This is a genomic window from Fluctibacter corallii, assembly GCF_025751585.1.
Lineage (GTDB): Bacteria > Pseudomonadota > Gammaproteobacteria > Enterobacterales > Alteromonadaceae > Fluctibacter_A > Fluctibacter_A corallii.
This window is the reverse complement of sequence record NZ_JAOWKX010000001.1, coordinates 235,028-261,561: the sequence shown is the minus strand read 5'-3', so window position 1 is coordinate 261,561 and position 26,534 is coordinate 235,028. Positions and strand designations below refer to the sequence as shown.

Annotated in this window: 27 protein-coding genes; 20 read left to right on the top strand and 7 right to left on the bottom strand. The window is 44.1% G+C overall.

What is annotated here, in order from left to right:
• Positions 1 to 73 precede the first annotated feature (73 nt).
• On the bottom strand, positions 74 to 481 hold the full coding sequence (locus OE749_RS01205) for a GFA family protein (protein ID WP_263710512.1): 408 nt from the start codon (positions 479 to 481) through the stop codon (positions 74 to 76).
• Positions 482 to 702: 221 nt separating this feature from the next.
• Between OE749_RS01205 and OE749_RS01200 the strand changes: the two genes are divergently transcribed.
• Positions 703 to 1,188, top strand: coding sequence for a hypothetical protein (locus OE749_RS01200; protein ID WP_263710511.1), 486 nt, complete (start codon positions 703 to 705; stop codon positions 1,186 to 1,188).
• Positions 1,189 to 1,255: 67 nt separating this feature from the next.
• Here OE749_RS01200 and OE749_RS01195 read toward each other — a convergent pair whose 3' ends face one another.
• The 3 genes from OE749_RS01195 to OE749_RS01185 form a co-directional block, all read right to left on the bottom strand.
• Positions 1,256 to 2,164: a LysR family transcriptional regulator gene (locus tag OE749_RS01195; protein WP_263710510.1), complete on the bottom strand. Its 909-nt coding sequence runs from the start codon at positions 2,162 to 2,164 to the stop codon at positions 1,256 to 1,258.
• Positions 2,165 to 2,257: 93 nt separating this feature from the next.
• Positions 2,258 to 2,575, bottom strand: a complete 318-nt coding sequence (locus OE749_RS01190; protein WP_263710509.1) for an EscU/YscU/HrcU family type III secretion system export apparatus switch protein — start codon at positions 2,573 to 2,575, stop codon at positions 2,258 to 2,260.
• On the bottom strand, positions 2,568 to 4,595 hold the full coding sequence (locus OE749_RS01185; protein WP_263710507.1) for a flagellar hook-length control protein FliK: 2,028 nt from the start codon (positions 4,593 to 4,595) through the stop codon (positions 2,568 to 2,570). The genes OE749_RS01190 and OE749_RS01185 overlap by 8 nt, the downstream gene beginning before the upstream one ends.
• A 197-nt stretch (positions 4,596 to 4,792) precedes the next feature.
• Between OE749_RS01185 and ccmA the strand changes: the two genes are divergently transcribed.
• The 6 genes from ccmA to OE749_RS01155 all read left to right on the top strand — a co-directional run bounded on the left by ccmA (position 4,793) and on the right by OE749_RS01155 (position 8,492).
• Entirely contained in the window at positions 4,793 to 5,422 is a 630-nt protein-coding gene (ccmA, locus tag OE749_RS01180; protein WP_263710506.1) for a cytochrome c biogenesis heme-transporting ATPase CcmA, read from the top strand.
• Positions 5,419 to 6,087, top strand: a complete 669-nt coding sequence (gene ccmB, locus OE749_RS01175; RefSeq protein WP_263710505.1) for a heme exporter protein CcmB — start codon at positions 5,419 to 5,421, stop codon at positions 6,085 to 6,087. The genes ccmA and ccmB overlap by 4 nt, the downstream gene beginning before the upstream one ends.
• Positions 6,088 to 6,831, top strand: coding sequence for a heme ABC transporter permease (locus OE749_RS01170; protein WP_263710504.1), 744 nt, complete (start codon positions 6,088 to 6,090; stop codon positions 6,829 to 6,831).
• Positions 6,832 to 6,835: 4 nt separating this feature from the next.
• On the top strand, positions 6,836 to 7,051 hold the full coding sequence (gene ccmD, locus OE749_RS01165) for a heme exporter protein CcmD (protein WP_263710503.1): 216 nt from the start codon (positions 6,836 to 6,838) through the stop codon (positions 7,049 to 7,051).
• A gap of 56 nt (positions 7,052 to 7,107) precedes the next feature.
• Positions 7,108 to 7,578, top strand: a complete 471-nt coding sequence (gene ccmE, locus OE749_RS01160) for a cytochrome c maturation protein CcmE (RefSeq protein WP_263710502.1) — start codon at positions 7,108 to 7,110, stop codon at positions 7,576 to 7,578.
• A 158-nt stretch (positions 7,579 to 7,736) separates the two neighbouring features.
• Complete coding sequence (locus OE749_RS01155) at positions 7,737 to 8,492, top strand: MlaA family lipoprotein (protein WP_263710970.1); 756 nt, start codon at positions 7,737 to 7,739, stop codon at positions 8,490 to 8,492.
• A 106-nt stretch (positions 8,493 to 8,598) separates the two neighbouring features.
• On the opposite strand, the gene galE is transcribed toward OE749_RS01155, so the two are convergent.
• The 3 genes from galE to OE749_RS01140 form a co-directional block, all read right to left on the bottom strand.
• Entirely contained in the window at positions 8,599 to 9,615 is a 1,017-nt protein-coding gene (galE, locus tag OE749_RS01150; RefSeq protein ID WP_263710501.1) for a UDP-glucose 4-epimerase GalE, read from the bottom strand.
• Positions 9,612 to 9,923 carry a DUF6170 family protein gene (locus OE749_RS01145; RefSeq protein WP_263710500.1) on the bottom strand — a complete coding sequence of 104 codons (312 nt, stop codon included), beginning with the start codon at positions 9,921 to 9,923 and terminating at the stop codon, positions 9,612 to 9,614. Before OE749_RS01145 ends, galE begins: the two co-directional genes overlap by 4 nt.
• 82 nt (positions 9,924 to 10,005) lie before the next feature.
• Positions 10,006 to 11,526 (bottom strand): peptide MFS transporter, encoded by a 1,521-nt coding sequence (locus OE749_RS01140; RefSeq protein WP_263710499.1) that lies wholly within the window; start codon positions 11,524 to 11,526, stop codon positions 10,006 to 10,008.
• A 399-nt stretch (positions 11,527 to 11,925) separates the two neighbouring features.
• Here OE749_RS01140 and OE749_RS01135 point away from each other — a divergent pair, with 399 nt between their 5' ends.
• The 13 genes from OE749_RS01135 to OE749_RS01075 all read left to right on the top strand — a co-directional run bounded on the left by OE749_RS01135 (position 11,926) and on the right by OE749_RS01075 (position 26,521).
• The gene (locus tag OE749_RS01135) at positions 11,926 to 14,643 is read left to right on the top strand and encodes an SLBB domain-containing protein (protein ID WP_263710498.1); all 2,718 of its coding nucleotides are present in this window, start codon (positions 11,926 to 11,928) and stop codon (positions 14,641 to 14,643) included.
• A gap of 26 nt (positions 14,644 to 14,669) precedes the next feature.
• A complete protein-coding gene (gene gspG / locus OE749_RS01130; protein WP_263710497.1) occupies positions 14,670 to 15,083 on the top strand; it encodes a type II secretion system major pseudopilin GspG in 414 nt (137 codons plus the stop codon).
• Entirely contained in the window at positions 15,083 to 16,732 is a 1,650-nt protein-coding gene (locus tag OE749_RS01125) for a GspE/PulE family protein (protein ID WP_263710495.1), read from the top strand. The genes gspG and OE749_RS01125 overlap by 1 nt, the downstream gene beginning before the upstream one ends.
• A complete protein-coding gene (locus tag OE749_RS01120; protein WP_263710494.1) occupies positions 16,732 to 17,934 on the top strand; it encodes a type II secretion system F family protein in 1,203 nt (400 codons plus the stop codon). The genes OE749_RS01125 and OE749_RS01120 overlap by 1 nt, the downstream gene beginning before the upstream one ends.
• Entirely contained in the window at positions 17,921 to 18,322 is a 402-nt protein-coding gene (locus OE749_RS01115; RefSeq protein ID WP_263710493.1) for a pilus assembly FimT family protein, read from the top strand. Before OE749_RS01120 ends, OE749_RS01115 begins: the two co-directional genes overlap by 14 nt.
• Before the next feature lie 2 nt (positions 18,323 to 18,324).
• The gene (locus OE749_RS01110) at positions 18,325 to 18,750 is read left to right on the top strand and encodes a prepilin-type N-terminal cleavage/methylation domain-containing protein (protein ID WP_263710492.1); all 426 of its coding nucleotides are present in this window, start codon (positions 18,325 to 18,327) and stop codon (positions 18,748 to 18,750) included.
• Positions 18,750 to 19,427, top strand: a complete 678-nt coding sequence (locus OE749_RS01105; RefSeq protein ID WP_263710491.1) for a PulJ/GspJ family protein — start codon at positions 18,750 to 18,752, stop codon at positions 19,425 to 19,427. The genes OE749_RS01110 and OE749_RS01105 overlap by 1 nt, the downstream gene beginning before the upstream one ends.
• A gap of 18 nt (positions 19,428 to 19,445) precedes the next feature.
• Complete coding sequence (locus tag OE749_RS01100) at positions 19,446 to 20,324, top strand: type II secretion system minor pseudopilin (protein WP_263710490.1); 879 nt, start codon at positions 19,446 to 19,448, stop codon at positions 20,322 to 20,324.
• 4 nt (positions 20,325 to 20,328) lie between these two features.
• Positions 20,329 to 21,492: a hypothetical protein gene (locus tag OE749_RS01095; RefSeq protein WP_263710489.1), complete on the top strand. Its 1,164-nt coding sequence runs from the start codon at positions 20,329 to 20,331 to the stop codon at positions 21,490 to 21,492.
• Positions 21,492 to 22,085 (top strand): hypothetical protein, encoded by a 594-nt coding sequence (locus OE749_RS01090; protein ID WP_263710488.1) that lies wholly within the window; start codon positions 21,492 to 21,494, stop codon positions 22,083 to 22,085. Before OE749_RS01095 ends, OE749_RS01090 begins: the two co-directional genes overlap by 1 nt.
• Positions 22,078 to 22,638, top strand: coding sequence for a hypothetical protein (locus OE749_RS01085; RefSeq protein WP_263710487.1), 561 nt, complete (start codon positions 22,078 to 22,080; stop codon positions 22,636 to 22,638). The genes OE749_RS01090 and OE749_RS01085 overlap by 8 nt, the downstream gene beginning before the upstream one ends.
• 17 nt (positions 22,639 to 22,655) lie before the next feature.
• The gene (locus OE749_RS01080) at positions 22,656 to 24,722 is read left to right on the top strand and encodes a secretin N-terminal domain-containing protein (RefSeq protein WP_263710486.1); all 2,067 of its coding nucleotides are present in this window, start codon (positions 22,656 to 22,658) and stop codon (positions 24,720 to 24,722) included.
• A gap of 449 nt (positions 24,723 to 25,171) precedes the next feature.
• A complete protein-coding gene (locus OE749_RS01075; RefSeq protein WP_263710485.1) occupies positions 25,172 to 26,521 on the top strand; it encodes a hypothetical protein in 1,350 nt (449 codons plus the stop codon).
• Positions 26,522 to 26,534: the final 13 nt, after the last annotated feature.

Genomic DNA, 26,534 nt, shown 5'->3' with positions numbered 1-26,534 from the left:
TCAAACTATTGGCAAAGAAGGTCGATAAACCGAGTGTCTGCGTTGCACTTATCACATTGCAGATGGAATTCGATCATGTTGTTGGAAGGGAGTCATACCGAGGAATCGCATCTAGGCTCTCTGCCCACCACGTTTGACTGGACGTAAAAATATGTGCAGTTGGGCGTGTTGAAATCACATGGTCTAGGCTTCCAGCTGGAATGACGAGCAGCTGGTTATCCATTTGCCAACTGGGCATAGCAGAGCCGCATTTTGAACAGAAACTTTTAATGTGTTGGGTTTCAGGAAGGTGAAATCTTCTGATCATGTCTTCGCCTGATTGCCATTGGAGTGTAGCATTAGACGAAAACAGATTGGCGGCGTGTGCCGATCCCGTGTCTTTTTGGCAGTGCTTGCAATGGCAAAGATAAAAATCGTCAAACGTACCGTTTGCGATGTAGCTGATCGCTGTGCATAAGCATGAGCCTGATAATTGTGTCATAGCCCGTTAACTCCTCTCATGTCAGCTCAAATATTAATCGCTGATGCCGGCAACGTCAAAAGACGAACCTCACCGATAGCCGGTTAACGCACCCAAGTGTCCTGTGGTGAATGCGTTTAGGCTATTACAGCGAGAGTCACATTCACTTTTTCAAGTCTGCGACACTGGTTTAGGTTAAATAATTGACCGTATATTTAACCTAAACCACGAGGAGTATTCACATGACACCAAGAAAACAACCAGCGAACACCATCGCTAAGTTATCACTTTTGACACTGTTTGCGTCTTGTTTATCTTTTACAGCATCAGCTGATTTAGCCAGCTGGTTCAAAACTGACGCCGATTTTATAACGCTAAAAGACGCAAAGTCTGAAGCGCACCTATTCGTCGTTTACCCTCAACTTCGAGAGGGTAACTGCGGAGTCGCAATTGCACTTGATAGAAACAACAGTTTCTCGTCAAACTATGCAACCATTGCGAGTGAGTTAAACGTGAGTGTGAGAGGAAAAGATTACCCGATGACACCTGAGAAAATCACGCACGAAGGAATTATGTATAAATTTAACTTTGATGAGCTTTACTATGGCACTAACGTGCTTATTAATGCAAAAAATGGAAAGACCTTCGGTGATGTGTTGTCTTCTCTATCTCGTTTTCAAGACGCACATGCTATTGTGACAGCAATTGATTGTGATGAATTTGAGTAAGAGGTAAGCTTCACGCGAGCATGACAACATCATGCTCGCTAAGCGCTATTGTTTATTAAGTGGTAACTCACGCCACATGTTGCGACAGTTCAGCTTCAGTCTCTGTCTCAGTTAACACGTGTTTGATTTCATTGCCTAAATGGCTTGAAATGGTTAGGTTTTGAAAATCAGCTCGATACACCAAACATAATTCATCACGAATAGGCTGATAATGACAGTCTGTTACTTCAACCAACGTGTCTGAGTAACATTGTGCAACGCGCGATGGTAAAATGCCGATTCCCTCGCCTGATTCAATTAATGCCGCGATCACTTCTAAATTGTTTGAATGCATAAAATGAAATGAATGCGATTTTAGCTGTCTAATGATTTCTTGGCTTTGCTTTAAATTAGGATCGTAGATCAACGTTTGCCTATTCTGTGACTCACCACGTTCGGCTTTGTCTGTTTTAGTATGCTTGCTGCGCCATAAGCAAACACGATCTTTTAGAATAGGACGTATGACCAGATCTGGATGACGCGTAGGATTAATAACTAGTCCAAAGTCCAGTTCAAAACTTACGATTTGTTCAGTAATCTTGCGTGATAGATCATGTTTAAAATTAAATGATATGTGAGGTAAGGTCTCACGTAAATGCGGAAGCAATTTAGGCAATGTGTATAGCGCAACAGATGGGTGACATCCTAACGTAAAGCTACCCATTAGTTCTGTATCTGCGCGATTTACCTGTAATTTGATGTTCTCCCAGTCAGACAAAAATTTCTGACATTGCAGTCGCAACGTTTCGCCTGCTTTTGTTAATTGCACACCATTGCTGTTACGTAGCAGTATCGTTGTGTTTAGGCTGCTTTCCAGACGCTTCATGGCTGCGCTGATACTGGGCTGGGTAATTCCTTGTCGCTCTGCTGCCCGTGACAAATTCCTTGTATTCGCTACCTCTAAAAAATATTTGAGGTCATCGAAGTTGGGTCTCATGTTGTTCTCTTTATACATCAATCTTTCTCAGGTAAATAAATATACCAGTTCAAAATTGCATCGCAACTTAAAATTGTAGGAGTGTGAATGGTGCTACACCTTTTTAGACACTTTATTGTGGGTTTTGGCCCAGCTATCAGGGAATTTACCCTGAAGAACATACGAAAATGCTATAAGTTCTGCAATAACGGTATAGAGCTTTTCAGGAATCTCTTGCCCTAAGTCGAGTCGTGCCAGCACATCAATGAGGTGAGGGTCCTCGTGAATTAATATGCCGTGGGCTTTCGCAGCAGCAATGATCTCATCTGCAAGATCACCGAATCCTTTGGCGACAACTTTGGGCGCGTCTTTCTTATCCCCTTGCGTGTATTTTAATCCTACAGCGCGTTTTCGGTTACGTTTGTCAGGCATGGGTTTCTACAATAGAGTAAGGGCGGCTATTTAGTGTATCGGGGATGTGACCCCGTTGGCAGCTACTTTTCGCGACAAGAATACCTGCGTCTTCCAGCCGTTTTGTAAGCAGGGGCAAATAGCGATGTATCAAGTCAGTAAGGGAGTCTGAAGAGGTGTAAAAGTCGATATTTATTGACTCACTGGTTAACGCCGCTTTCGCCAGTACATCCCCTAAAGCGCCAGCCGACAACTTCATGGTTAATAACCAGCGTTGCTGTTTATCTGTTTGCTTGTTTTCTCCGTTTTCAGCATCTTGCTCTCGACGAATCAGTAGCTCTATATCTTTTGGTGGCTGACCTTGCTGTTGAGGCAGTACATAATACAGTACATCTTGCCCTTGCATCGCTTGCTCAGCTGAACGGGCTTTGCTTTGTTGATGCGTCGCGAAAATCTTACCTAATCCTTTTAATAAACTGTGTTTACTGTCGATAAGCGACAAATCTTGCTGTGTTCGCGGTGATACCGTATTGGGGCGCTTGCCCGTCGTTGTAGTCAGAAATGTCAGCACGTTGGTCATAAGAGTATCCGCTGCGCCGCGCTGTGTTTTAGCAAGCCTTGATGATAATGTCGCCTGTAATATTGCTGTTAAGCCAGCCATCATCCCCTGTTGGTTAATAGGTTGTGTCAAGGTTACTGGCGTAATGGGAGCCGAAGGTGCAGTTAACAATGTTTTTAGCTGCTGTGTGTCAGGTAAATCACCTGCGACCTTATCGACCTTCAATGCCTGTTGCAGTTGTTGCAATAGCGCTTTGGTTTCGGGGCTTTTATTTTGTGTGTCGCTCAACGCTTGAGTAATTTGCATTAACCCAATTGAAGGACTGTCGGCGAGTGGCATAGCCTGACGCACCATTTGCTGCACTGCTGACTGTATTTGAGCCGTTAAACTTGCTGGCGTTGGTGAATGAATTGGGTTTTGTATGTTTGCGCTTACTTCTTTTATATTGCCTTTAAATTTGGGGAAGGTATCGAGAAGTGTTTGCAACGTTTTGCTGTCAATGGGCAGCGACAACGATGCAGGTTTAGCTGCATTGGCGAAAGGGTGTTCGCCTTTTCCAGATTGACCCATGCCAGAGATGTCTAACGAAAAGCCTTTAGCAGTTTGGCTAAGCGAAATAGGAACGCTAGCACCTTGAATTGTCGCCAAGCTATTTGAAATTTGCCCTTTTGTTTGGCTCGGCGATACCTCAAATAGAACGCGAATTAATTGCTGCTTGTCGACGGTTAAGCTAATGGCTTGTCCCAACTTTGGGAGTATGTTGGCCAGATTCCCTTGTAGTTGGCCGTTTGCTAGCGTACTAAATTCTCGTTTGTTCTCACCCTTTGTGGTCTGTGAAGGCGCAAGTATGTTTGCAATTACAGATTGATTTTTGAGTGTTAGTGCTACGTTTACTTGTTGCCCAACCTTGGGCGGCGTTTGTCCTTCTGGCAGTGTTACTGTTACAGGATGATTGACGCCGCTAGATGAGAGTTGCAGTGTAACCTGTTGCCCTGCCGCTGCTAGCACACGAGCGTTAATAATCTGAAACGATGAATTTGGCGATGAAGGCAACGGATGTGCTGCCAGATTTCGCACAATATTGAGCATTTTGTCGGTCGTGATGCCTTGCAGTAGTCGGGACACGTCTTGCGTGTTCACCGCGTTGCCAGCAAGTGCTGTGGTCGTCTGTTGTAAAGTTGAAAACGAGGAGGGTGAGGCGGAATCTAGTGGCTTAAAAAGAAGTGCGTGTTGCCCTTGATGTTGCGTCACGTTAATTCGATATTGACCATTTGCCGCTAACCCTATCGCGCTGGGACTCCGAGGGGTTGGGATTGTCACGTTCTGGCGACGAGTATCTGTTAAAATAATCTGATTCCCTACGCCTTGTTGCACAGTCACGTCTACACCCGATTTTGCAGCCTGCGTAGTGGATGCAGCCTTAGTGAGCTGGCTCAATGACTGGGACAACTGCTGAGTTATAGAGGGGGTCGGTGTGGACATGCTATACCCACAAATAAAATAATGTTAATGGCATTTTCTTAGCATAAACCTTTACGTCTGTTTGAACTACATCAATGCAATATATTTTTTTACATATTTTTGCATGATATTTCACGCTTTTTTATAAGACTGGGTTTGACTCATGTGCTAAGATCCGCGCCGTTTTTTCATCCTAATTTACGGGGTTAATAGGTCGTTTGTCTTTACTATCTGGCCATCACTTAAGTTGCAGTAAACGGGATCGTCTACTATTTGATGATATTTCGCTGGCTGTTGAACCGTCTGATGTTCTATACATTCGAGGTCCTAACGGGGCGGGAAAGACGTCGCTTATCCGAATTTTAGTGGGGCTCTCTACACCTGATACTGGTTCGGTTACCTACCGAGACAACTGTATTCGTAGCCATTACGATGTATTTCACCATCATTTGGTTTACTTTGGTCACAAGCTTGGCTTGAATACGCATTTCAGTCCGCTGGAGAATTTGCGTCATTGGTGCAAACAACATCAGATATCTGTCAGAGACGATCATATCGTTAGCGTGCTAGACGAACTGGGATTGGTGGGCTTAGAAACCTTGCCTGTTTCAAGTTTATCTGCCGGCCAGCAGCGCCGCGTTGCACTTGCACGCCTGTGGCTAAAAAATCATGCAGATATGTGGGTGCTTGATGAACCTTTTACGGCGCTTGATGTGCAAGGCATAGCACTTTTAAAAGCGCGTTTAGTCGAGCATACTGCAAAAGGTGGCGGAGTGATAATGACGTCACACCAAGATTTAGCGTTATCAATTCCGGTACGGGAATTAGCGCTGGAGTACCGCATATGACACACCCTTTGATTTCATTGTTTCAACGTGATTTGGCTCTGGCTTATAAGCAGCGCGCAGAGTTGTTGCAGCCGATCATGTTTTTCCTTTTGGTCATTACGCTATTTCCATTGGGTATCGGTCCTGGTCCAGAAACCCTGCAAAAGGTGGGGCCTGGAGTAATATGGGTGGCTGCGTTGTTATCGTCTTTGTTGGGAATGGACCGGCTATTCAGAGAAGATTTTCAAGATGGCTCACTCGAACAGTTGATGTTAAGCGGTGCATCGTTATCGTGGGTTGTGTTGGTAAAAGTTGCTGCCCATTGGCTAAGTACAACGTTACCTTTACTTATTCTATCTCCTATTCTCGCCTTGTTTTTGAACCTTACAGAAGCCATGTACGTTTCTCTAATAGCGACGCTTTTGTTAGGCACCCCCATTTTAAGCTTAATCGGCGCAATTGCCGTTGCTTTAACCGTGGGGCTTCAGCGGGGCGGCGTACTGTTATCATTGCTTTTGTTGCCTATATTTATTCCATTATTAATATTCGCAACATCAGCCGTGGATGCTGCCGCTTTATCTTTACCTTACAATGGTCAACTGGGTATTATAGCGGCGTTGTTTTTATTGGCGTTGGCACTGTCGCCGGCGGCAACAGCTTTTGCTTTACGAGTGAGTCAAAATTAAATGTGGAAGTGGTTACATCCTTACGCAAAAACAGAAGAAGCGTATAAGTTAAGTCAAACACTATTACCTTGGTTTGGAATTTCAGCTCTCATTGCACTTGTGGCAGGTTTTGCTTGGGGGCTTTTGTTTGCCCCTGCTGATTACCAGCAAGGAGATTCATTTCGAATCATCTATATTCATGTACCCAGTGCATTAATGTCTATGGGCGCATACAGCGCTATGGCTATCGCGGCGTTTATTGGTCTGGTTTGGCAAATTCGCCCTGCATTTATGACCATGATTGCTATTGCGCCCGTCGGCGCGGTGGTCACGTTCGTGGCGCTGTTTACTGGCGCTGCATGGGGTAAGCCTATGTGGGGGACGTGGTGGGTATGGGATGCCCGCTTAACGTCTGAACTCATTTTATTGTTCTTGTACTTAGGCGTGATTGCGCTGTATAAGTCTTTCGATGATAAACAACAAGCGGGTAAAGCTGCTGGTGTAATGGCTATCGTTGGCGTGGTCAATTTACCTATTATTCATTTTTCTGTGGAGTGGTGGAACACCCTGCATCAAGGTGCCACAATCAGTAAATTTGCAAAGCCTTCGATTGCAACAGAGATGCTATGGCCTTTGCTAATCAGTTTATTTGGTATGGCAATGTACATTGGTTACGTTACGTTGCTACGTCTTCAAAATGAAATTATTCGACGTGAGGCACATCGCCCGTGGGTAATTGCGTTAATGCGTGAAGATAAGGAGTAGGCCCGTGCATTTTTCAAGTTTTTCAGATTTCATCGCGATGGGCGGTTATGGTTTTTTTGTCTGGTTGGCATTCGGCGTGAGTATTGTCGCCATGCTGATGATTATTGGTGAAAGCCTATATCAGCGCAAATCGCTAAAGCACTACGTTCACGATGAAGTTAAGCGTAAAGCACGCATTGCAGCAATGAAAGACAAACAACGGAGTGAGCAAGAAGCATAATCCGTTGAAACTTGGCCATGACACACTGAATTTTACATTTATAAGGATTGTCCGACATGATCACACGTCGTCAAAAGCGTCTACTATCATTTTCTGCAGTTATTCTTATTTTCGGTGCTGCTGTTGCAACCATGTTGTATGCACTGAATCAGAATATTGATCTTTTTTATACGCCATCAGAGATAATTGAAGGTAAAGAAGGGCATACACCCGCTGTAGGTCAGCGTTTGCGCATTGGGGGAATGGTTGTACCCGGCAGCGTAGTAAGAGATGAAAACTCACTTGCTGTGCGGTTTGATTTGGTCGATACCGGCCCTAAAGTCACGGTTGTATATGAAGGGCTACTACCCGATTTATTCCGTGAAGGGCAGGGAATCGTTGCGACAGGCAGACTAGAAGGAAGCAACGTGATCGTCGCAGAAGAAGTGTTAGCGAAGCACGATGAAGAATATATGCCAGCTGAATTGGCAGAGAAAATGAAAGGGATTAAACATGTTAATCCCAATGCGACGAGTGCGGGTTACTAACGCTTAACCTAATTTTCTGCCGATTGTTGTATTGTTTTAAGCATGTTGGTCGGTGTTTCAGCATGCTTTGTCGGAACAGAGTCATAAATCGCACTCAGTGCGCAACGTATCATAGATAAGGAGTTATTTTGAAATCAGTATTGCGCATTACGGCGTTGATGTTTTTGTTGGTATTAACAGGGTGTGCCTCAAACTCATCTGTGCAGGAACAGGCTGAGCAACACGCGGATCCGAAAGACCCATTCGAAAGCGTCAACCGCGAGCTATGGGATTTTAACTACGACGTATTAGACAAGCATGTGTTACGCCCTGTGACTGTCGCCTACGTTGACTATATGCCAGGTTTTGCTCGAACAGGGCTGCTAAATATGGCCGAAAACCTTGAGGAACCTGCTAATACGGTAAACAACTTATTGCAAGGCAAAGTCGATGACTCATTGGTGAGTATAGGGCGTTTTGTGCTTAACTCTACGGTGGGAATACTAGGCGCTTTCGATGTCGCGACTGAAATTGGCCTTGAGGTTAAAGACGAAGACTTTGGAGAAGTACTTGGTGTATATGGCGTTGAGACTGGACCATATTTGATGATCCCAGCATTAGGACCGAACGATGTGCGATCTGGTGCTGGGGATATTGTCGACAGCGCATACTTCCCTTTAGCAGACTTGAACTTCTATTTGTCATTTATGCGAGCAGGGATTAAAGCCATTGAGACACGCGCCGCGCTCATAGAGCAGGAGCAGATGCTCGAACAATCCCTCGACCCTTATACTTTTGTAAAGAATGCGTATTTTCAGAATTTGACGTTTAAAGTGACTGATGGTCAAGCGGGCGAAGATGAAGTGCCAGAGATGGCACCAAACGAAAGTGAAGAAGAGCTTGAGGAGATAGACGCGCTTCTTGATGAGCTTTAGCGCTGTTGAATTTTGTGCCTTGGCTCATCAATAGAGACAGGCAACAACATTCACTCACCTTGTCTAACGCGATATGAAATCCCGCTTTTTATGCGGGATTTTTACATTATTTATATCCCATCGGGTTTTTAGATTGCCAGCGCCACGTGTCTTCACACATCTCTTTAAGGCTTTTAGACGCTTTCCAGTTTAGTTCTTTCCAAGCTAGACTCGCATCTGCATAACAGGCCGCTACATCACCACTTCGGCGCGGAGCAATATGATAATTAACGGGTTTGCCGCTGGCCTTTTCAAAGGCATTGACCATGTCTAGAACACTGTAGCCTTGCCCAGTGCCCAAGTTGTAGGTCACGCACCCAACATCCGATTCAAGTTTTTCAAGTGCTTTAAGATGCCCGTTAGCTAGGTCTTCAACATGGATGTAGTCTCTTACGCCTGTTCCATCTGCGGTGTCGTAGTCGTCACCAAACACTGCGAGAGAGTCTCGTCTTCCTGTGGCAACCTGAGCAATAAACGGCATTAGATTATTTGGAATACCTTGCGGATCTTCACCCAAGTCACCAGAAATATGCGCGCCAACTGGGTTAAAATAACGTAACAGGGCAATATTCCAATTAGCATCGGCCTTGGCGATATCTTTGAGTATATGCTCAACCATCAATTTAGATTGGCCATATGGGTTAGTAGGCACGCCGGTTGGCATATCTTCGCGTAATGGAAGTGAAACTGGGTCGCCATACACCGTTGCTGAGGAACTAAATACGATATGTTTAACATTGTGTGCTGCCATTACTTCACACAATGTTAGCGTACCAGATACATTGTTTTGGTAATATAACATCGGCTTTTCTACAGACTCGCCTACTGCTTTTAGCCCTGCAAAATGGATAACCGCATTGATGTTGTGTTCTGTAAATACCCGCTCTAGCGTGGACTTGTCGCGAATATCGCCTTGTATGAAAGATAACGATCTTTTGGCTAACGACTCGACTCTGCGAAGTGATTCTTCTGATGCGTTGCTCAGGTTGTCTAGCACAACGACGTTGTAACCATTTTCAAGCAATTGCAGCGTTGTGTGACTACCAATATACCCTGCACCACCTGTGACTAAGACTGTTTTCATTCTTCGCTACTCTTATTTTGGGGGGACGGAGAAGAGAGGTACTTTGCGCACATACTGTATTGAAACGGCTTCAACAAAAACGGGTACGCTAGAATAAACAATCCAGCCCAAAGCAGTGCAAGCCAGTTTTCGCTAGACTTAAGAATAAACACAAACACGGGCACAATCACAAGCAGTTTGCATATATTTAATAGCAGCTTTTCAGGTGGTGTTAGTTTGCCTTCGGCGCGTTTGAGCTTTTCCATTCGCTCTGCCATTGATAGCCCTTGAAGTTCGGGAATATGACGGGTAGTAAAATAAAATTTCATGTAGATATAAAAATGCCCAACGGGCTATTCGCCTAACGTTGGGCATAATATTAGAGTAAATTGTTTGGGGTTTAAACCGTTTTTACGCGGCTGCGCCCTCTACATTCTGGTTGCAGTCTTTTTTCTCAGCTAGCTTTTCCCATACTTTTGTTTTGACTGTTAGTAGCGCAATCACGATACCGATCGCGATACTGAACAATGCAATTTGCATGTATAGGCCAGGCATTTGCTCAACATTTTCTGGATCGAAACTACCAGCAAGTAAGCCAGCGACTACGTTACCAATTGAATAAGTGAGAACGAAAACGCCCATCATTTGACCCGCAAAGCGCTTCGGAGACAACTTGCTTACCGCACTCAATGCTACTGGGCTCAGACAAAGCTCGCCCACCGTGTGCAAGAAGTACGTTGCAACCAAGAAAAATGGCGCGGCTTTAAGGCCTGCTGCTGCAATTTGCGCAGCGAAGAACATGACGATGAAGCCTGAAGCCATGATGATTAAGCCGATAGCGCACTTAATGCCGTATGACGGAGTGATCATGCGTTTGCCCAAATTCATCCACAGTGCAGCGAAAAATGGCGACAAAATGATAATGAAAATCGAGTTGGCTGATTGGAACCAAGCTGTTGGAATTTCAAATGTGCCAATCATTCTGTCTGTATAATCGCGGCCAAACAAGTTTAGCGATGAGCCCGCTTGTTCAAATCCCGCCCAGAAGAAAATCGATGCCAAACAAACCAAAAAGAGTGCACCCAACTGTTTCTTTTCATCTGGGGTTAAATTACCGAAAAAGTAAATACCAGCATAGTAAGCTAGAAATACAACAGTGATAGCAGCGGCGACATATTTAGCCACTGTGACCGGATCAATCGTAATTACACCTGTCATCATCATGGTAGTAATAGCAGCAAGGCCAACCAAAAACGCGGCGATTGCTGTCCACGCTTTTTTGGTTGCGCCAGAAGACAATTTTACCGTTGGCTCAGAGCCAGCACCCTCAAGCTTGTTCAAGGTCAGTTTATATTGAATTAAACCTAAACCCATACCAATCGCAGCGGCTCCAAATGCCCAGTGATACCCTTTTTCAACCTGTAACCAACCGCATACAAAGTAGCCAATCATTGAGCCGATGTTTATACCCATATAATAAATGGTGTAACCCGCGTCACGACGCTGGTCTTCTTTGGCATATAACTGACCAACCATTGCGCCGATATTGGGTTTCAATAAACCCGTTCCCAATACGACGAGAATTAAGCCGATAAAAAAGGTCGCGTCACTTGGGATGGCCAAAACAATATGACCCGCCATGATGATTATACCGCCATACATAACAGCACGTTGGCCACCGATTAAACGGTCAGCAATCCAACCTCCAGGCAAGCCCATGAAATATACAGCTCCGGTATATAAACCATAAATCGCCGCAGCAGAGGCGACAGTAATTGCCATACCGCCTTCTTGCATGCTCGCCGTCATGAACAGCACAAGAAGTGCACGCATGCCGTAGTAGCTCATTCGCTCCCACATTTCGGTAAAAAATAGGGTTGAGAGTCCACCCGGATGCCCGAGGAAATCTTTCGTTTTTGTTGCTTCTGTCATTATTAAGCCTTTCGCGCCTCTCTAATGGATATGGAGGCGTTTGTCGTCAAAATCGTGGTTAATACACTGCAAAAATCGCATAAAATTGCGCATTTTTCCTTAGTGTTGCGTTGCTAATTTCACCCGCGTGCGGACGTAATTTGCCGATTTTATACTAAAGCTAGCGCCTTAAAACAAGGAAATGCGTCAAGATGTTAATCTGGTAGGATGGGTGTTTATGCAAATAATAGGTAAATAAATCAACAAATACATAGGGTTAAAACCCATTGCGATGAATGGCTTTTTTTCGTAGAAATGGGAACTTTTCAACCGTTTTCACAGACAGATAAATGCGTTAATATACGCGACCATTTTTATAACACCGTATTTTTAAGCTAGTTAACGCTTCAGGGATGCTAAATGTCGAATTTTATGAGTCGATTTATTTCGTTTGTTGCAGTCACACTCATGACTATCAGTGCCAGCAGTTTTGCACAAACTCCAACACCTCAGCAAATAGAGCAATTTAAAAAGCTTCCAAGAGCGCAGCAACAGCAAATCGCTCGACAGTTTGGTATTGATTTGGATAGCATCAACAGCCTCGGTGGAATGTCGCAAGACGCCCAGCTAACTCAGGAGAGCATAACGTATCCTCGTGGCACCAGTTTTGATGAGTTTGGCAATCCAGTAGAGCCAAACGAGCTAAATAAAGAGGAAAAGGAAGGCGAGTTATCGCTATACGGTATTGACCTTTTTGCTCACGAACCGATGACATTCACACCCATCGACGATTTACCCGTACCACTCGATTATCGTATTGGTCCCGGAGATCAGTTGATGGTGCAATTATTTGGTAAAGAAAATGCTGAATATGAGCTAGTGGTGAACCGTGACGGTAAAATTGTTGTTCCGAAGTTAGGGCCCATCTCTGTTGCATCACAAACGTTTGAAGATGTACAAGCGCTAATCAAAAACAAAATGCAACAGCAAATTATTGGTGTTGAAGTCAGTGTTTCTCTCGGGAACTTACGCACAATGCGTGTATATGTAATGGGCGAGGCGTATAAGCCTGGCGCATACAATGTCAGTTCGTTGTCGACTATCACCCATGCGCTGTTCGCCAGTGGCGGTGTTAGCGAGATTGCATCGTTACGTAATATTCAGCTTAAGCGTAATGGCAAACTTGTGACCACATTTGATTTATATGATCTACTCAATCATGGTGATTCTAGCGACGATGTTCAGCTGCAAGCAGGGGACGTGGTATTTATTCCGCCGGTGAAAGATACGGTAACGATTGATGGTCAGGTGCGTCGTCCTGCAATATACGAATTAAAGGGTGAAAAAACCCTTAACGAAGCCATTGCATTGGCGGGAGGGAAGTTACCCGAAGGCTATGGTGAAGCGATTAGTATCAAGCGCTTCATTAATGGTGTACAACTTCAAGTCACGGCTGATTTGACTGATTCTGCATCGACAGTGCGAAGTGGGGATGAAATTCGCGTGCCCAAAGTAACACCTTATGTATCCCAGTCTGTATCGTTGATTGGTGCGGTGGCGCGCCCAGGCAAGTATGAGTGGAAAAACGGCCTGCGAATTGGTGACCTATTGGGTAACCTGCATAGAGATGTATTGGAAGATGCCGATTTGTCTTATGTGCTTATTTTGCGTGAGTATAACCGAAATAGAGACATTCGTGCGCTTCAAACCGATTTAACTGACGTAGTTGAAGGAGTTGAAGAGGCTAACTTGCCGCTTCAAATGAATGACACGATTTTGGTCTTTTCACGTGTGGAAAGCGAGTTATTAGGTGATGTGAACCTTCAAGAGTTGGCTTACATCGAAGAAGAGATCGAAGAGCGTCAGAAAAAGCTGTGGGAAAAACACATTGAAGACAAACAGTTCTGGGAAAGCGTGGGTTTAAACCCGAAAGAAATATCAGAAGTAGAAGAAGTCAGCACGCTTACTCAACTGCAAGATAAGACGTCAGTAGAACTTTCGGTAGATGAGCGTAACCGTGTTTTACAATATAAAGATGCAACCTATTTCTCACGCAAGCGTATGCTGTCACCTGTTATTGCGAAGTTGAAAGAGCAAGCTAGATTTGGCGAACCATTACAAATCGTAGAGGTGGCTGGAGAAGTCAAAAACCCTGGCTTATATCCATTAACAGAGAATGCTGATGTTAATGCATTGATTAAAGCCGCTGGCGGATTAACAGAATCTACCTATCCATTGAAATCGGAAATTACTCGTACTGTTATTTCAAACGATGGTGTTGCCGAAGTTGCACATATTGGCTTTAGCCCCGGCAAAGTGGTTGCTGGCGAGCAAGTTATTGAACTAAAGAGCAAAGATCGCGTAAACCTTTTTTCCGTGCCTTCTTGGCAAGAGGAGCTGAAAGTCAAAATTATGGGGGAAGTGGAATTTCCTGGTGAATACACTATTCGCCGCGGTGAAACTCTTTCAGACTTAGTTGCACGAGCAGGAGGATTAACGTCATATGGAAATCCAAATGCAGCGGTATTTACGCGTGAGTCGTTAAAAGAGCAAGAGCGCAAGAACCTACGCAGTTTGGCTGAAGAGCTAAGAAAGCAAATTGCGTCAGAGAGCTTGCGTCGTAAGTCGGGTGCTGGTGCCATGGTGAGTTATGATGAAGCCAAAAAGCTTTTGAATGATCTGACCAAAACAGAAGCGGTAGGTCGTTTGGTTATTGATTTTGAATCAGTGATTAAGGGCAACGAATCAGCAGATGTGGCGCTTGAAAACGGAGATGTGCTATACGTACCAGGAGAAACGCAATCGGTGAATGTAATCGGTGAAGTGTATGTGCCTACGTCACATCTTTACACCGCTGGTTTAAATTATGAAGATTATATCGCCAGAAGTGGCGGTTTTAGATCGCTTGCCGATGAAGGTAACACCTATATTATTCGTGCCAATGGACAAGTTGATATTCCAGATAGAGATGGCGGCTTTTGGTTTTCTGGCGATAGTGCCGCGGGAGAAATACGCCCTGGCGATACAATCGTCGTGCCATTTGACTCAGATAACGTAGACAATATGTCGTTGTGGGCAAATGCTACGCAAATTGTTTATCAGTTGGCGGTTGCTGTTGCTGCAATCGGCAGTTTGTAAGTTAGTGTAAAGGTTTAGAGAAAGTTATGAATCAATTACAACGTAGAAAACAACAAGGTTTCTCGCTGATCGAGCTAATAATCGTTATTACGATTATGGGGCTGTTAGTGTCACTCGTTGCGCCAGAAATGATGGGCAAAGTGAATACCACTCAGAAGAAAGCCGCCGCAGCGCAATTAGAGATGTTTAGTACAGCGCTAGATACTTATCGACTGGATATCGGCAGCTATCCTGATAATTTAGAAGAGCTGCGCAGCAGTGATAAGTCTCGCTGGGACGGCCCTTATCTACCCAAATCTGTACCGTTAGACCCATGGGATAACCCTTATTCGTACAAAAAGCCAGGAGAAGACGGAAATCCTTATTATTTGGCTTCGTTGGGTGCGGATGGCAAGCCTGGCGGCGAAGACGACAACGCAGACATTGTGTATTCGTTCTAATGAATCTATCAGAGCTTCTTGTTACGCAGTTTCATGTGTCTGCAACAGACATGAAAAAAGCTGAGGAATATCAACGTCGGTTTGGTGGTCGTCTAGAGCAAATTCTTGTAAATATGGGAAGCTTGCCCGATGATCAAATTCCAGAAATTTATTCTCAATATTTAAACCTGCCTCGTGTAGATATGGGGGAGTGGGCCGATACGCCCGCACCCGATATCAATTCCAATATGCTAACGTTGATGTTGGATCAAGGTTGGGTTCCCTTAGCGAGCGATAATGGCTCAATGACAGTGGTCTGCAAAGACCCGCTTGATTTAAGTTTTAACGAATTTTTAGCATCACAAGATTCTGAAACGCAGATTTTTATTGGTACTGAATCTGAGATACTCACGTTATCGTCAAGGTTTGAAGCAAATACCACTGATGATGATACCTTTGATTTTGATGCAGAAGAAGACAAGCTCCGAGAAATGGCCTCCGAAGCGCCAACCGTTAACCTTCTTAACTCCTTGATAACGCGAGCGCTGCGCCAAGGCGCATCTGATATGCATTTAGAACCATTTGAAGGACGCTACAGAGCGCGCTTTCGTGTTGACGGTGTACTGCATGAAGCCGAAGTATTAGCGCCGAGGATGCAGCTTCCCATTGTTACGCGACTAAAAATACTGTCGGGCATGGATATCGCGGAACGTCGTCGTCCACAAGATGGCAAGATTGAAATGCGAATCGCTAATCAAGAGCTGGATATTCGTGTCTCGTCACTACCTCTGAACGAGGGCGAATCGATGGTAATGCGTTTTCTCCGCAAAGACAGCGTGCGCTACGACATGTCTGTTTTGGGGTTGTCAGATGACATCCGAGGATTAATTGAAGAAGATATCAAACGCACCTCAGGGGTGGTTTTACTTACAGGCCCAACCGGTTCAGGTAAAACAACAACCTTATATACATTTTTGAATGCGCTAAATAATGACGGCGTAAAAATCATTACACTTGAAGATCCCGTTGAGTACCAGCTTGAAGGGGTAAATCAGGTGCAAGTAAACAGTGACATTGGTTTTACCTTTGCAAAAGGATTGAGAAGTATTGTTCGACAAGACCCAGACATAATCATGTTGGGTGAAATTCGTGATAATGAAACTGCACAAATCGCGCTTCAGTCAGCGTTAACCGGTCACTTGGTATTCTCAACTGTGCACACCAACGACGCAGCTGGCGCATATACGCGTTTGCTTGATCTTGGTGTGGAAGAATTTTTACTCAATGCTGCCTTGGTATCGGTAGTGGCACAACGTTTGGCGCGAAAAGTCTGCACGCACTGTGCAGTGTCGCACCCAGAGAAAGATGCGCTTATCGAAAAGTACCATTTACGTACGTTCGCCGATCGATTCGGTATGACTGAGATAAATCTTAAGCAGTCAACTGGGTGTGAAAAGTGCGCAAATTCTGGTTACAAAGGGCGTCTTGCGATTACGGAATACTTACGTTGCGATGACGACATCAAAGCAATGCCCAAAGATGCTGAGTTCGTAAATAGAGCCAAAGCACACAATGCTAAATTGAACCGACGTACCTTGATTGAAGACGGGTTATACAAAGCTGTTTTAGGACAAACGACCATCGATGAAGTATTGAGGGTTGCTGGCTAATGGCGCTATTTCGATATCGAGCCTATGACAGTGCCGGCGCTAAACTGGAAGGGCAGCTAGAGGCGGTAAACAAAACTGAGGCACTGGCCGCTTTGAAAAAGCAAGGCCTTCTTACATCAGATATTAGCGAAGTGAAAGCGAGTGCAGGCACTGGGTTATTTGCCCAGAATAAAGTTGCAATGAAAGACATTGAGTTTTTCACCGCCGAGCTAGCACTTTTGCTAACCTCGGGTGTACGAGTCGATAAAGGCTTAGACATCATTGCCAAAACCAAAGCGAATCCCGCACTTGCAATGTTGATTACTGATATAAGTCATCAGTTGAAAAAAGGCGCGAGTTTAACGGATGCACTAAAATCTCATCCGAAGGTGTTTGAACCTCTCTATTGTAACTTAGTTCAAATCGGTGAGGCAGCGGGTAATCTACCTGAAGTATTTACTGAATTGGCAAAAGACTTGAAATTCAAGCAAGAGTTGCAACGTAAAATCGTAAGTTCAATGGTATATCCAGCGGTCATTTTGTTCGTTTGTGTTGCCAGCATATTTTTTATTTTTAATTTTATTATTCCGCAAATGTCATCCATGTTTACTGATCTAGACGCTGTGCCTTGGTACACACGCGCAATGATTTTAACCAGTAATTGGATGGTTCAATATCAATGGTTACTTATTGCAGCGGTTGCGATTGCGATTGGGTTTACAACCTATTCTTTTAGGCGGCCAGAAGTAAAGAGGAAGTGGTCAGAACTTGCGTTACGTATTCCTGGTGTCAAAACGATGGTGTCTCTGGCTGAGAGAATTCGCTTTTGTAGCAGCGTAGCCATGATGATCAAATCGGGCGTAAATGTCGACAACGCGTTAAGTATGGCTGTGGGCAATGTTAAAAATCATGTACTGCAAAGAGAAGTAGAGATTGCCAACCGTAAAGTAAAGCAAGGTGATGGGTTAACCAACTCGCTAAGCCAAGTGTCATTGTTTCCCGATTTTTATGTGTCTTTGATGGAGATCGGTGAGCAGTCGGGTAATTTAGAGCGTGTATTTGACGAAATCACAGAGCGCTCCAGAGATGAATTTGAAAGCCTAACCCAGCGTATGACAACGCTCATTGAGCCGTTACTCATCTTGTTTATGGCAACCTTTATCGGCGGTGTGGTTGTCACGATGCTGCTGAGCATGGTATCTGTTAACGATGTCGCGTTTTAACCGAACTGATTCAACAGGTTTCTCACTAATAGAGCTACTGGTTGTCATGTCTATTGTGACACTGTTAATGTCTTTGGTTGGTCCCCTTGTTTTAAATCAGGTTGAAAAAACGCGTGTTCGCGTTGAAGTGCTAGAGCTAAACAGTTGGCTAGCCGGTCTTCCTAAACAAGCTATTATGCTGGGTTCGCCTTTATCGTTGTCGTTTAATGGAAAACAGGTAGCAGTCAAAACAGGTACGCAAATATTATCTGAAAAGTCATTTTCATATCTCTTTTTTAAGCCAGCTGATATCACTTATAGCCGTAAAGGGCTTACGCCAAACGTTTCCCTTGATTACCAGGTTGGCAATAAGAATTACTCACTCCAATTAGGGCACATTGAGAAATAATAATGGGTGAGTGTAAGCGACAACAAGGTTTTACGTTACTCGAAGTGATGGTTGCCGCTGTTATTCTTTTTGCAGCGATATCCTTGACCTCGCTGATATTTAAGACTGCATACTTGTCAGGACAAAAAGCGAATAGTACGTTTGAACAAAACGCTTATCTTCCTATTTTTATCGATAACATCAAAATAAAGTTAAGGCACCAGCATAGCGAGTCAGCATCTTTGTTACGTGGTGAAGAGAAAATAATGGGGGTCACGGCCAGCTGGCAGGCAACGGAAATTGCCAGAGCTGCCGCGCCCGAATCTGGACTAGATTTGACCCAAGGTGTTGAATTTAATCCGGCACGCTTTGCATTATGGGATGTTACGTTGCGTATAAAGAGTCAGGGAGTAGAGCAAGAGTATCGTTACAAAGAGGTAACATACTGATGAGGTCTAACGGATTTACGTTAGTTGAAATGCTTATCACTGTCGCAATTTTGATGATGGTAATGCTAACCGGTAGCTACGCCTATAAATTGTTTTCCTCTAGTTGGGAACGTCAATCGCAGCGCGACAACATGGTGCAAAATCAAGCACTTGAAATACGTCGGATTCATCAGGTGTTGAGCGGTATTGTGTCTTTAGGGTTTTATTCCGACGATATTTCTGGTCTGTATTTAGAAGGGCAACAAGAGCGATTGATTAGCGTTACTCGAAATGGGCTTTTCCATGACGACGAACCCGTTATTTTTGAACTATTTGTTGACCGTACGAGTCAGAATGCAGAACTTGTTTACAGAGAAGTACGATTTTCTGCAAGCCCTCTGTTTGCTGAGCAAAAAAGTATAGAGTTTGAGAATGTACATCGATTTCAGCTCTCGTTAGACGCTGTTGCTTTTTCGTATTACGGTTGGGAAAGTCTCCTAGCAAAAAATGGTCTTGACTCAACGGCATCACGTTCGCCTCAGAAACAGTGGTTTAATGCGTATAACAGTGTTCGATCTCAACTTCTTCCCGAACTGATGCTATTGCATATTCAAACACCCGAAGGAGAAGTAAACATTAATGTGGCATTGCCGATAGAAACGGAGAAGCTATTGGATACCTACGATAGTGTGTTTTAGCGTTAAGGTTAAATGATAATGGTCCGACTTAATAACGGTATTGCGTTAATTCAAGTGCTATTAATTGTTGCCGTTTTGAGCATATTTGGTATGTACGTTACAGCAAAAGTGAAGAGTGATGTTTCCGTTGCTTTGCTGTCTCAAGATAACGCCAAGGGGTTTTTGACACTTAAGTCGGTTGAAAGTGAGCTGTTATTTGCGTTGCTCACACAAGAAAAACGTGTTGTGCATGAGCATACGAATGTGTATGTACGCAATTGGAACTTTTTTGGTCAACCTTTTTATATTGACGAAAATATCGCTATTCGCATTCAAGATCATGCGGGACTGTTGCATGTAAAAGAGTTGGCGTCTTCCCATTTTCAACCACTATTACGCGCACTGGGGTATTCGAATGAGCGTGGAATTGTGATTGAGCAGAGTTTGTTGGATTGGCAAGATACTGATACACTCGCGCGCTTGCAGGGCGCTGAAGCGCAAGATTACGTTGTCGGACCGAGAAATGGCAACATCTACCTACGCGAAGAATTAGCGTTAGTACAGGGTATTGATAATAGCGTTTACGATTTGCTAGCAAACGTTGTAACGGTGTATCCAAAGAAACATTTTAACCCGACTACTGCACCTCAATTTGTGCTGGCATCTTATGTTGGAGACAATATCGCACGCGAGGTGGTAAGTGCCAGAGCGAATGGTGGGTTAGACAAAGTGAGCTTTGAAAGTTTAACAGGCATGCAAGAAACTATTGATACCGTATTCGCACCGAGTACAACGATGACGATTCGAATAGATGTTAATGTAGACAAAGTGAATGTGAGTAAGGAGATGATTGTGGATGTAAATCCGTATGCAACCGGTCGTCATTCTCCTCTAAATTACTTCGAAGTAAAATGGTAGTAAGATGATAGTGGATAACGTGAAACAAGCGGCACTAAAACGGCTTCGTATAGGTTATTTCGATGGTCGCTTGTTTCGCATAGCGCGTAGCGAAAATACGTGGCAGATGACAGAAACCTCGTTAGATTCAGTGATTGATGTGATGATCGTCGCAAAAGAATATGTTGCCGAATCGTGTCGACGTTACCCAGTTGCTGCGCCAAAAGAACTTAAAGGTTTGCTCAAACTTGAACAGATTGACCATGCGTTAATCACGCATACAACGGCAACAGAGTCTTGGGTGAATAGTTGGGTTTTTAAAAATGATGTACCCAGAGCCAAGGTGCGTATTCCTGAAACGGTTGTGCTGTCTGCCGATATGATGCCACCGAATGCGGTGGCGATTCAAAGGCAATGGAAAGACCATCGTAGCGCCGTGTTATATATCGGAAAGAACCAGCTTGGTTTGCACTCAGCGGTGAAAAATTCAATTGTTTCTTCACTTTCTCGTTTCGTGCAGGCTACAGGTCTTGCGTTAGACGCGACAAGCCACAACGCGGTATCGAATGATTCTACGGGCTCTTACTCGCCCAATACGGCTGAATACACCCGTAATGCCGATGCAGATAGCCTAATACAAGGCATGTTGGCGTTACCACTAGCTCAATGGCTACCGTTTTTTCGTGTGCAAAGCCATAGCATTGATAAAGCGAGTTTAATGAAGTTGGCTGGCACTAGCTTGGTGGTGTTCTTTGCGTACTTAGGATTGTCATCGGGTTATTTATATTATCAGCACAGTCAGGTCTCGCACGCATACGAAGCGCAAAAAGCGACGTTGGGTGATGCGTTTGATACGCTCGATGCAGTGAGTGCGCTTAGCCAGCAAAAGCAAGCATTACGCGTGGCATTGGCAGACTATGCTGTTACCTCTCATGCGTGGCTGATATTTGCCAGTATATTCGAGCAGGCAGATGTAACGCAGATTAAACGTGAGAATCAGCGTTACGTAATTTACGGAAAAGCGCAAAAAGCCACCGACCTGCTAACCAGTGTGGTAAAAATGCCAGGCGTAAAAGATGCAAGGTTTGAAGGCACTGTCACGCGGCGTGGAAATAAAGATAACTTCATTTTAGGGTTCGAACTTATGCCAGATACCCCTTCTGAGCAGAATCAAGAGGCATTGCAGTAATGGATGTAATACATCGCTATCCAGTGTTAATGCCGTTGTTAGGTATTTTGCTTCTTGCAAAGTTTGCGGTTGTGCCGATATTATCCTGGCAGCAAGAATATGCCGAACGCATCGTGTATCAACAAAAGCGGGTTGCAAAAGGGGAAGCCGCCATTGCAAATCAGGCACAAACTGCATCGTTATTAAAGAAGCTTCAAAACGACGTTTCGTCTTTGCAAGCGCAATTTTACCCATCAGGTGACAACGCAGCGTTAAAGCTAAAGATTCAAAAAACGGTAGAGCAGCTTGCGTCTGAGCATAACATTACAATGAGTAATTTTGGGTGGGGGTATTCGGGAGAAGTACCAGATACAAACATCAGTCGCCATGTCATGTCATTTCAGTTTTCAGGAAAAACCTACGATTTGTTGCAATTTCACCTTGCTCTAGAATCTGGAGAAAAAATTATTGATCTGAGTCGCTTTACTTATATGGTGCAAAAGCAAACGTCAGGGCGTTTAGGTACCGCAAGAGGCACAATAGAGGCGATGGTATTTCAGCTCTCTGGCGAGGCGAGTGAGCAGGGCAATCAAGGAGTCAGCAACAATGGGTAAATGGTATATTGCCTTAGTGATATGCGGATTGCTAGCGTATGATTTTACTCAACGCATTGTTATCACTGGCAGTCAGGCAGCACTAGATGCTACTGTGCAGGTTAGTCAAAATACTGCGGGTGTGCATCGCCTATCTGCGCGCCAATCAAACGCCGTGATTGCGCGTTTTGATACATTTCCAGATATTACCAGCGACACGCAAATTGCGCCAAAAACGCTGGGTATGAGCGAAGACGAGCAGCGTAAGCAACGGGGCGAGCTTGATAAAATTTATGCAGGGGAGTCAATTCTCACCCTACGTGCCATTGTGGTGCAACAAGGTGCAGAGCCTCGCGTGCTGATAGAGCGAGTCAATGTGACTGACGCCGAAGTGAATAAACAGACACCTTCGCGCGAGCCGATAACACCCGGCGAGGTTGTATCACTAAAACTCAATGAAGAAATTCTCGGATATGTACTAACAGACGTAAAGCGCGGATTCATTAATTTAATAAGCGTTTCTGACGCAGACAGAGCCATTCAGCTACAGCTGCGTGCGTCAAAATCACGATAAGGCATAAGAAAGAAAGTATGAAAAGAATTCAGTTAGTATCATTTTGTTGTGCGTTCGTTTTGTCGGGGTGCGCGTCATTGTCTGGCGATCAAAAAGCCGGTTATATTACGCCGTCATACCTAGAATCAGACGCTGACGTAGTTAATGCTGAAGCGTTACCTACACAGAAAGAGAGTAATGAGCAACAACGAGGGAAATTGACGCGTTTAACCAACGAGCAAGCCCAAGGCTTTAACATGCCAAGGCGCACCGATTTGGCCAACCGCTTCCCCGACGAGAAAACGGTGAGTTTGCAGACCGAAGCGCTTGCTTTAAACGATTGGCTGCACTACGTTTTGGGCGACATTTTGCAAATTAACTATGTGCTCGATACCAAAGCAAAAAGCGATGCCGAGCCGGTTACCCTCGCCATATCTGACAATATTTCGAAAAAGCGCCTGTTTTTACTAAGCGAAGAGCTACTTGGTCAGCGTGGCTACCATATCCATTTTGATAATGATATTTTTTACATTACGCAACAGCAAAGCGACAACGCCGGCCGTGATGTTATGTATGGGTTTGGCAAGTCGCCAGAAAACGTGCCTCAAACCAGTCGGGAAGTGTTTCAAATTGTACCGCTTGAATATGGCGTCAGAAATAATTACAACGCCTTACTACAAAACTTAACTAACGCCAAATATACCATCGACTTTGAACAGGGAATTTATTACATCCGTGGCAAACGTGAAGACGTGGTGAAAGCGCTAGAGTTTTTAAATATTATTGATACGCCGTTCTATCAAAGCAAGCATATGGGTATGGCTGAATTGGTATTTATGTCGCCAGAGCAGTTTATGCAAGACATTCAAAAGCTGTTGCAAAATGAAGGCATTTCCGTATCAGAGGGGCAAGCAGTTGGAAAAAGCGTAGTGCTAATCCCTCTTGACCATATTGGCTCTGTGGCAATATTTGCATCGTCGCAGGCAGTGCTAGACCGCGTAGATTATTGGATCAATCAACTAGACAAACCCACCAAGGGCGGCGGCAGTCAATATTTTATTTATCAACCAAAGCTTGCACGTGCAACCGACTTGATTGCTAGCCTTGCACCATTAATTAATCCAGGGCAAAACGGTCGCAGCGCAGGTAACAGCGCCCCAACACCCAGCGCGCAGCAAAGTAATGATCAAGGTAATAATCGTCGCGGTAATCGCAATAATAATGCGCCTGCCGTAACAAGCGCCAGCAACAGCGACATGCAAATTGTGGTAGACGAACGCAGCAATGCATTGATCGTGTTTGCTTCAGGTGAGAAATACCAACAACTTTTACCCCTTATGAAGCGCCTAGATGTGTTGCCGCGTCAAGTCATGTTAGAAGTGGTTATTGCAGAAATATCATTACGTGATGAATTTAAGTTTGGTGTAGATTTCTTTTTAAAGGAAAACAATTACACCCTAGGTAACAAAGGTACGATGGGGCTGGATAAAATCGGTGGGCTAAGTTATGTGTTAACTGGCAGCAATGATTGGGACGTAAATGCTAACTTAAATGCCAAAGATACCCTGGTGAATGTGGTATCGCGCCCCTCGCTGGTGGTACGAGATGGCGTAAGCGCCACCATGGAAATCAAAACCGATATTCCTATCGCTAGTGCGACCATCGTGCCAGATAGCGGCACCATTCTTGACACCGTACAATTTCGCGAGACAGGGCTAACCCTTGAGGTAAGGCCTACAGTGAATAGCCAAGGCGTGGTGATCATGGAAATATCCCAGAAAATCAGTAATACCTTGTCTGATGGTATTTCTGTAGGTGATACGCCCTCCATTTTTGAGCGTTCAATGACCACCGAAGTGGTGGCAAGTTCGGGGCAAACCATTGTATTAGGCGGGTTAATTAGTGAAAACGTCAATAATACCCATTCTAAGGTGCCTGTACTGGGGGATATTCCTGTACTGGGGAATTTATTTTCGAGTAAATCAGATGTGAAAGATCGCACTGAATTGGTAGTCATTGTTACCCCACGAATTATTGAAGAACGCGAACAATGGGAAGACATAAAATCCCAGTTTAAAAACTCGATGCAGCAATTGTCGTTTTAATGCGCAATCAGGTATAAATTAAGGTAATTAGGTATTATTTAGCTACACTTTTTAACACTTTATACCTTGAAATTATGAGTAATTTCATTTAAAAATAATGCAGGCTTTTGAAATAGCAAAAGCAGCCGATAACAACAATGGATAATATCCAGCATACGAACAAGAATATATGTTGTATCGGGTAATATTTTAGACAAGTGAATTCTTTTTCTTGATAAAGAGTTTTCGTTTTTGGTGAAAATGTAAACATCTGTGCTAAAATACTGACTCAGTTAGGATTTTGGTGTGGTTGTAAGGTTGACACCAGTAAAGCGAACGGAATACACTTGCGCATGTTTCTGTTTAAGTATTCCTTAATGTGCGTAAACAGATAAACTCAACTACTGGAACAAGACAATCAAACGTTGCCTCTTGCTCCATAGTTTCATGAAACTTAAAGGAAAATAACTATGTTTAAGAAGACACTTCTTGCTCTTGCAATGGCTGGTGTTGCTGGCGCGGCATCTGCTGGTTCTATCGCAGTAACCAATGTGGATGTATCTACTCAAGGTTACGCTGCACAAACTAGTGCAAACCAAAAGATTATCGTTGATACTGCTACCGCTACTAATGCTGCTGACGATATCGTTTTAACAGTTGGAACAACAATCGTTCAAAATGATAGAATCGTTTTCACTATCAGTGGTGCAACAATTGATTCAACTCAGGCGGTTGATGTTCAATCTTCTGTGGCTAACGGTGTATCGCTTCTTTCTGCGACGGGCAATCAAATCGTAGTTCGTGCAACAGCAGATCTTCCTGTGTCTGGTCCAGCAACAATTACGATTTCAGATCTTCACCTTCTACCTACTTCAACAGCAAAAGATCATAAAATCACTATTCAGTCTAAGGCCATTTATGACGATGGCGAATACGATGCAGCTCCTGCAGTTACTGTAGCAACATTTGTTCAAGATTTTTCTGCAAACGTAAAAGCTGATTCAAGCCTAGACGGTGTTATTGATGTGGGTACTAGCCGTACTCAATTTATCGAGAGTAATGCAAACATTACATCTGATAAGTTGGTATTGGAGCTTGGTGATGCAACTGCAGATATTTATGATCTGGTTATTGACAAAGTTGAGCACACTGTTCAGTTCTCTGACTTGTCATTCGCTCTAGCGTTTGACGCAAACTCTGATGGTAAAATTTCTGGCGCAGAGGTTCCAAACTTGTTGTCTGGAAGTGTATCTGGAGGCGTAAACGCAGATACTCTAAATCTTTCAGTTGATGTAGAGAAGAACACTGTAAAAGTAACTCAAGTTGTAGATACAGAGCTTGATTCTGAGGTAACCCTCACTTTCACTGTAGATGGTACAGCTGATTACGTTATCCCTGAGCAATCGTTCACTGGTACAGTGGTTGGTTTTGATGGTACAGTTGAAGCACCAGCCCTTTCTGGTGAGCTTGGCTCTTGGGTGAACAATGGCACTACATTCCACGTACCATTCATGGTATTCGACAGCAAGCACGCTTCTGCAGTAGTAGCCAACAACCGTAGCTCTATTGATGCTAAGGTTGAGCTAGTACTTTATGTAAATGGTACAGCAGTTAACGTTGGTAGCATCGGTACACTAGCGGGTAACGGCAGCATGAACTTTGCTTCTGCTATCGCTGCGGCAGCAGCAGCAAACAATGCTGGTGCAACGTTCGGCTTTGACTTGGTATTCGAAGGTACAGCTAAAGCAATCGACATCTCTGCACAGTACGTTAACAAAACGTCTGGTAGCCGTGCAGTTATCCAAACTACTGAACTATAATTTATTAATTAAT

What these genes read in the sequence shown, in the direction of transcription:
- OE749_RS01205 (WP_263710512.1), bottom strand. Translation starts at nt 481, where the DNA reads ATGACACAATTATCAGGCTCATGCTTATGCACAGCGATCAGCTACATC.
- OE749_RS01200 (WP_263710511.1), top strand. Translation starts at nt 703, where the DNA reads ATGACACCAAGAAAACAACCAGCGAACACCATCGCTAAGTTATCACTT.
- OE749_RS01195 (WP_263710510.1), bottom strand. Translation starts at nt 2,164, where the DNA reads ATGAGACCCAACTTCGATGACCTCAAATATTTTTTAGAGGTAGCGAAT.
- OE749_RS01190 (WP_263710509.1), bottom strand. Translation starts at nt 2,575, where the DNA reads ATGCCTGACAAACGTAACCGAAAACGCGCTGTAGGATTAAAATACACG.
- OE749_RS01185 (WP_263710507.1), bottom strand. Translation starts at nt 4,595, where the DNA reads ATGTCCACACCGACCCCCTCTATAACTCAGCAGTTGTCCCAGTCATTG.
- ccmB (WP_263710505.1), top strand. Translation starts at nt 5,419, where the DNA reads ATGACACACCCTTTGATTTCATTGTTTCAACGTGATTTGGCTCTGGCT.
- OE749_RS01170 (WP_263710504.1), top strand. Translation starts at nt 6,088, where the DNA reads ATGTGGAAGTGGTTACATCCTTACGCAAAAACAGAAGAAGCGTATAAG.
- ccmE (WP_263710502.1), top strand. Translation starts at nt 7,108, where the DNA reads ATGATCACACGTCGTCAAAAGCGTCTACTATCATTTTCTGCAGTTATT.
- OE749_RS01155 (WP_263710970.1), top strand. Translation starts at nt 7,737, where the DNA reads ATGTTTTTGTTGGTATTAACAGGGTGTGCCTCAAACTCATCTGTGCAG.
- galE (WP_263710501.1), bottom strand. Translation starts at nt 9,615, where the DNA reads ATGAAAACAGTCTTAGTCACAGGTGGTGCAGGGTATATTGGTAGTCAC.
- OE749_RS01145 (WP_263710500.1), bottom strand. Translation starts at nt 9,923, where the DNA reads ATGAAATTTTATTTTACTACCCGTCATATTCCCGAACTTCAAGGGCTA.
- OE749_RS01140 (WP_263710499.1), bottom strand. Translation starts at nt 11,526, where the DNA reads ATGACAGAAGCAACAAAAACGAAAGATTTCCTCGGGCATCCGGGTGGA.
- OE749_RS01135 (WP_263710498.1), top strand. Translation starts at nt 11,926, where the DNA reads ATGTCGAATTTTATGAGTCGATTTATTTCGTTTGTTGCAGTCACACTC.
- gspG (WP_263710497.1), top strand. Translation starts at nt 14,670, where the DNA reads ATGAATCAATTACAACGTAGAAAACAACAAGGTTTCTCGCTGATCGAG.
- OE749_RS01125 (WP_263710495.1), top strand. Translation starts at nt 15,083, where the DNA reads ATGAATCTATCAGAGCTTCTTGTTACGCAGTTTCATGTGTCTGCAACA.
- OE749_RS01120 (WP_263710494.1), top strand. Translation starts at nt 16,732, where the DNA reads ATGGCGCTATTTCGATATCGAGCCTATGACAGTGCCGGCGCTAAACTG.
- OE749_RS01115 (WP_263710493.1), top strand. Translation starts at nt 17,921, where the DNA reads ATGTCGCGTTTTAACCGAACTGATTCAACAGGTTTCTCACTAATAGAG.
- OE749_RS01110 (WP_263710492.1), top strand. Translation starts at nt 18,325, where the DNA reads ATGGGTGAGTGTAAGCGACAACAAGGTTTTACGTTACTCGAAGTGATG.
- OE749_RS01105 (WP_263710491.1), top strand. Translation starts at nt 18,750, where the DNA reads ATGAGGTCTAACGGATTTACGTTAGTTGAAATGCTTATCACTGTCGCA.
- OE749_RS01100 (WP_263710490.1), top strand. Translation starts at nt 19,446, where the DNA reads ATGGTCCGACTTAATAACGGTATTGCGTTAATTCAAGTGCTATTAATT.
- OE749_RS01095 (WP_263710489.1), top strand. Translation starts at nt 20,329, where the DNA reads ATGATAGTGGATAACGTGAAACAAGCGGCACTAAAACGGCTTCGTATA.
- OE749_RS01090 (WP_263710488.1), top strand. Translation starts at nt 21,492, where the DNA reads ATGGATGTAATACATCGCTATCCAGTGTTAATGCCGTTGTTAGGTATT.
- OE749_RS01085 (WP_263710487.1), top strand. Translation starts at nt 22,078, where the DNA reads ATGGGTAAATGGTATATTGCCTTAGTGATATGCGGATTGCTAGCGTAT.
- OE749_RS01080 (WP_263710486.1), top strand. Translation starts at nt 22,656, where the DNA reads ATGAAAAGAATTCAGTTAGTATCATTTTGTTGTGCGTTCGTTTTGTCG.
- OE749_RS01075 (WP_263710485.1), top strand. Translation starts at nt 25,172, where the DNA reads ATGTTTAAGAAGACACTTCTTGCTCTTGCAATGGCTGGTGTTGCTGGC.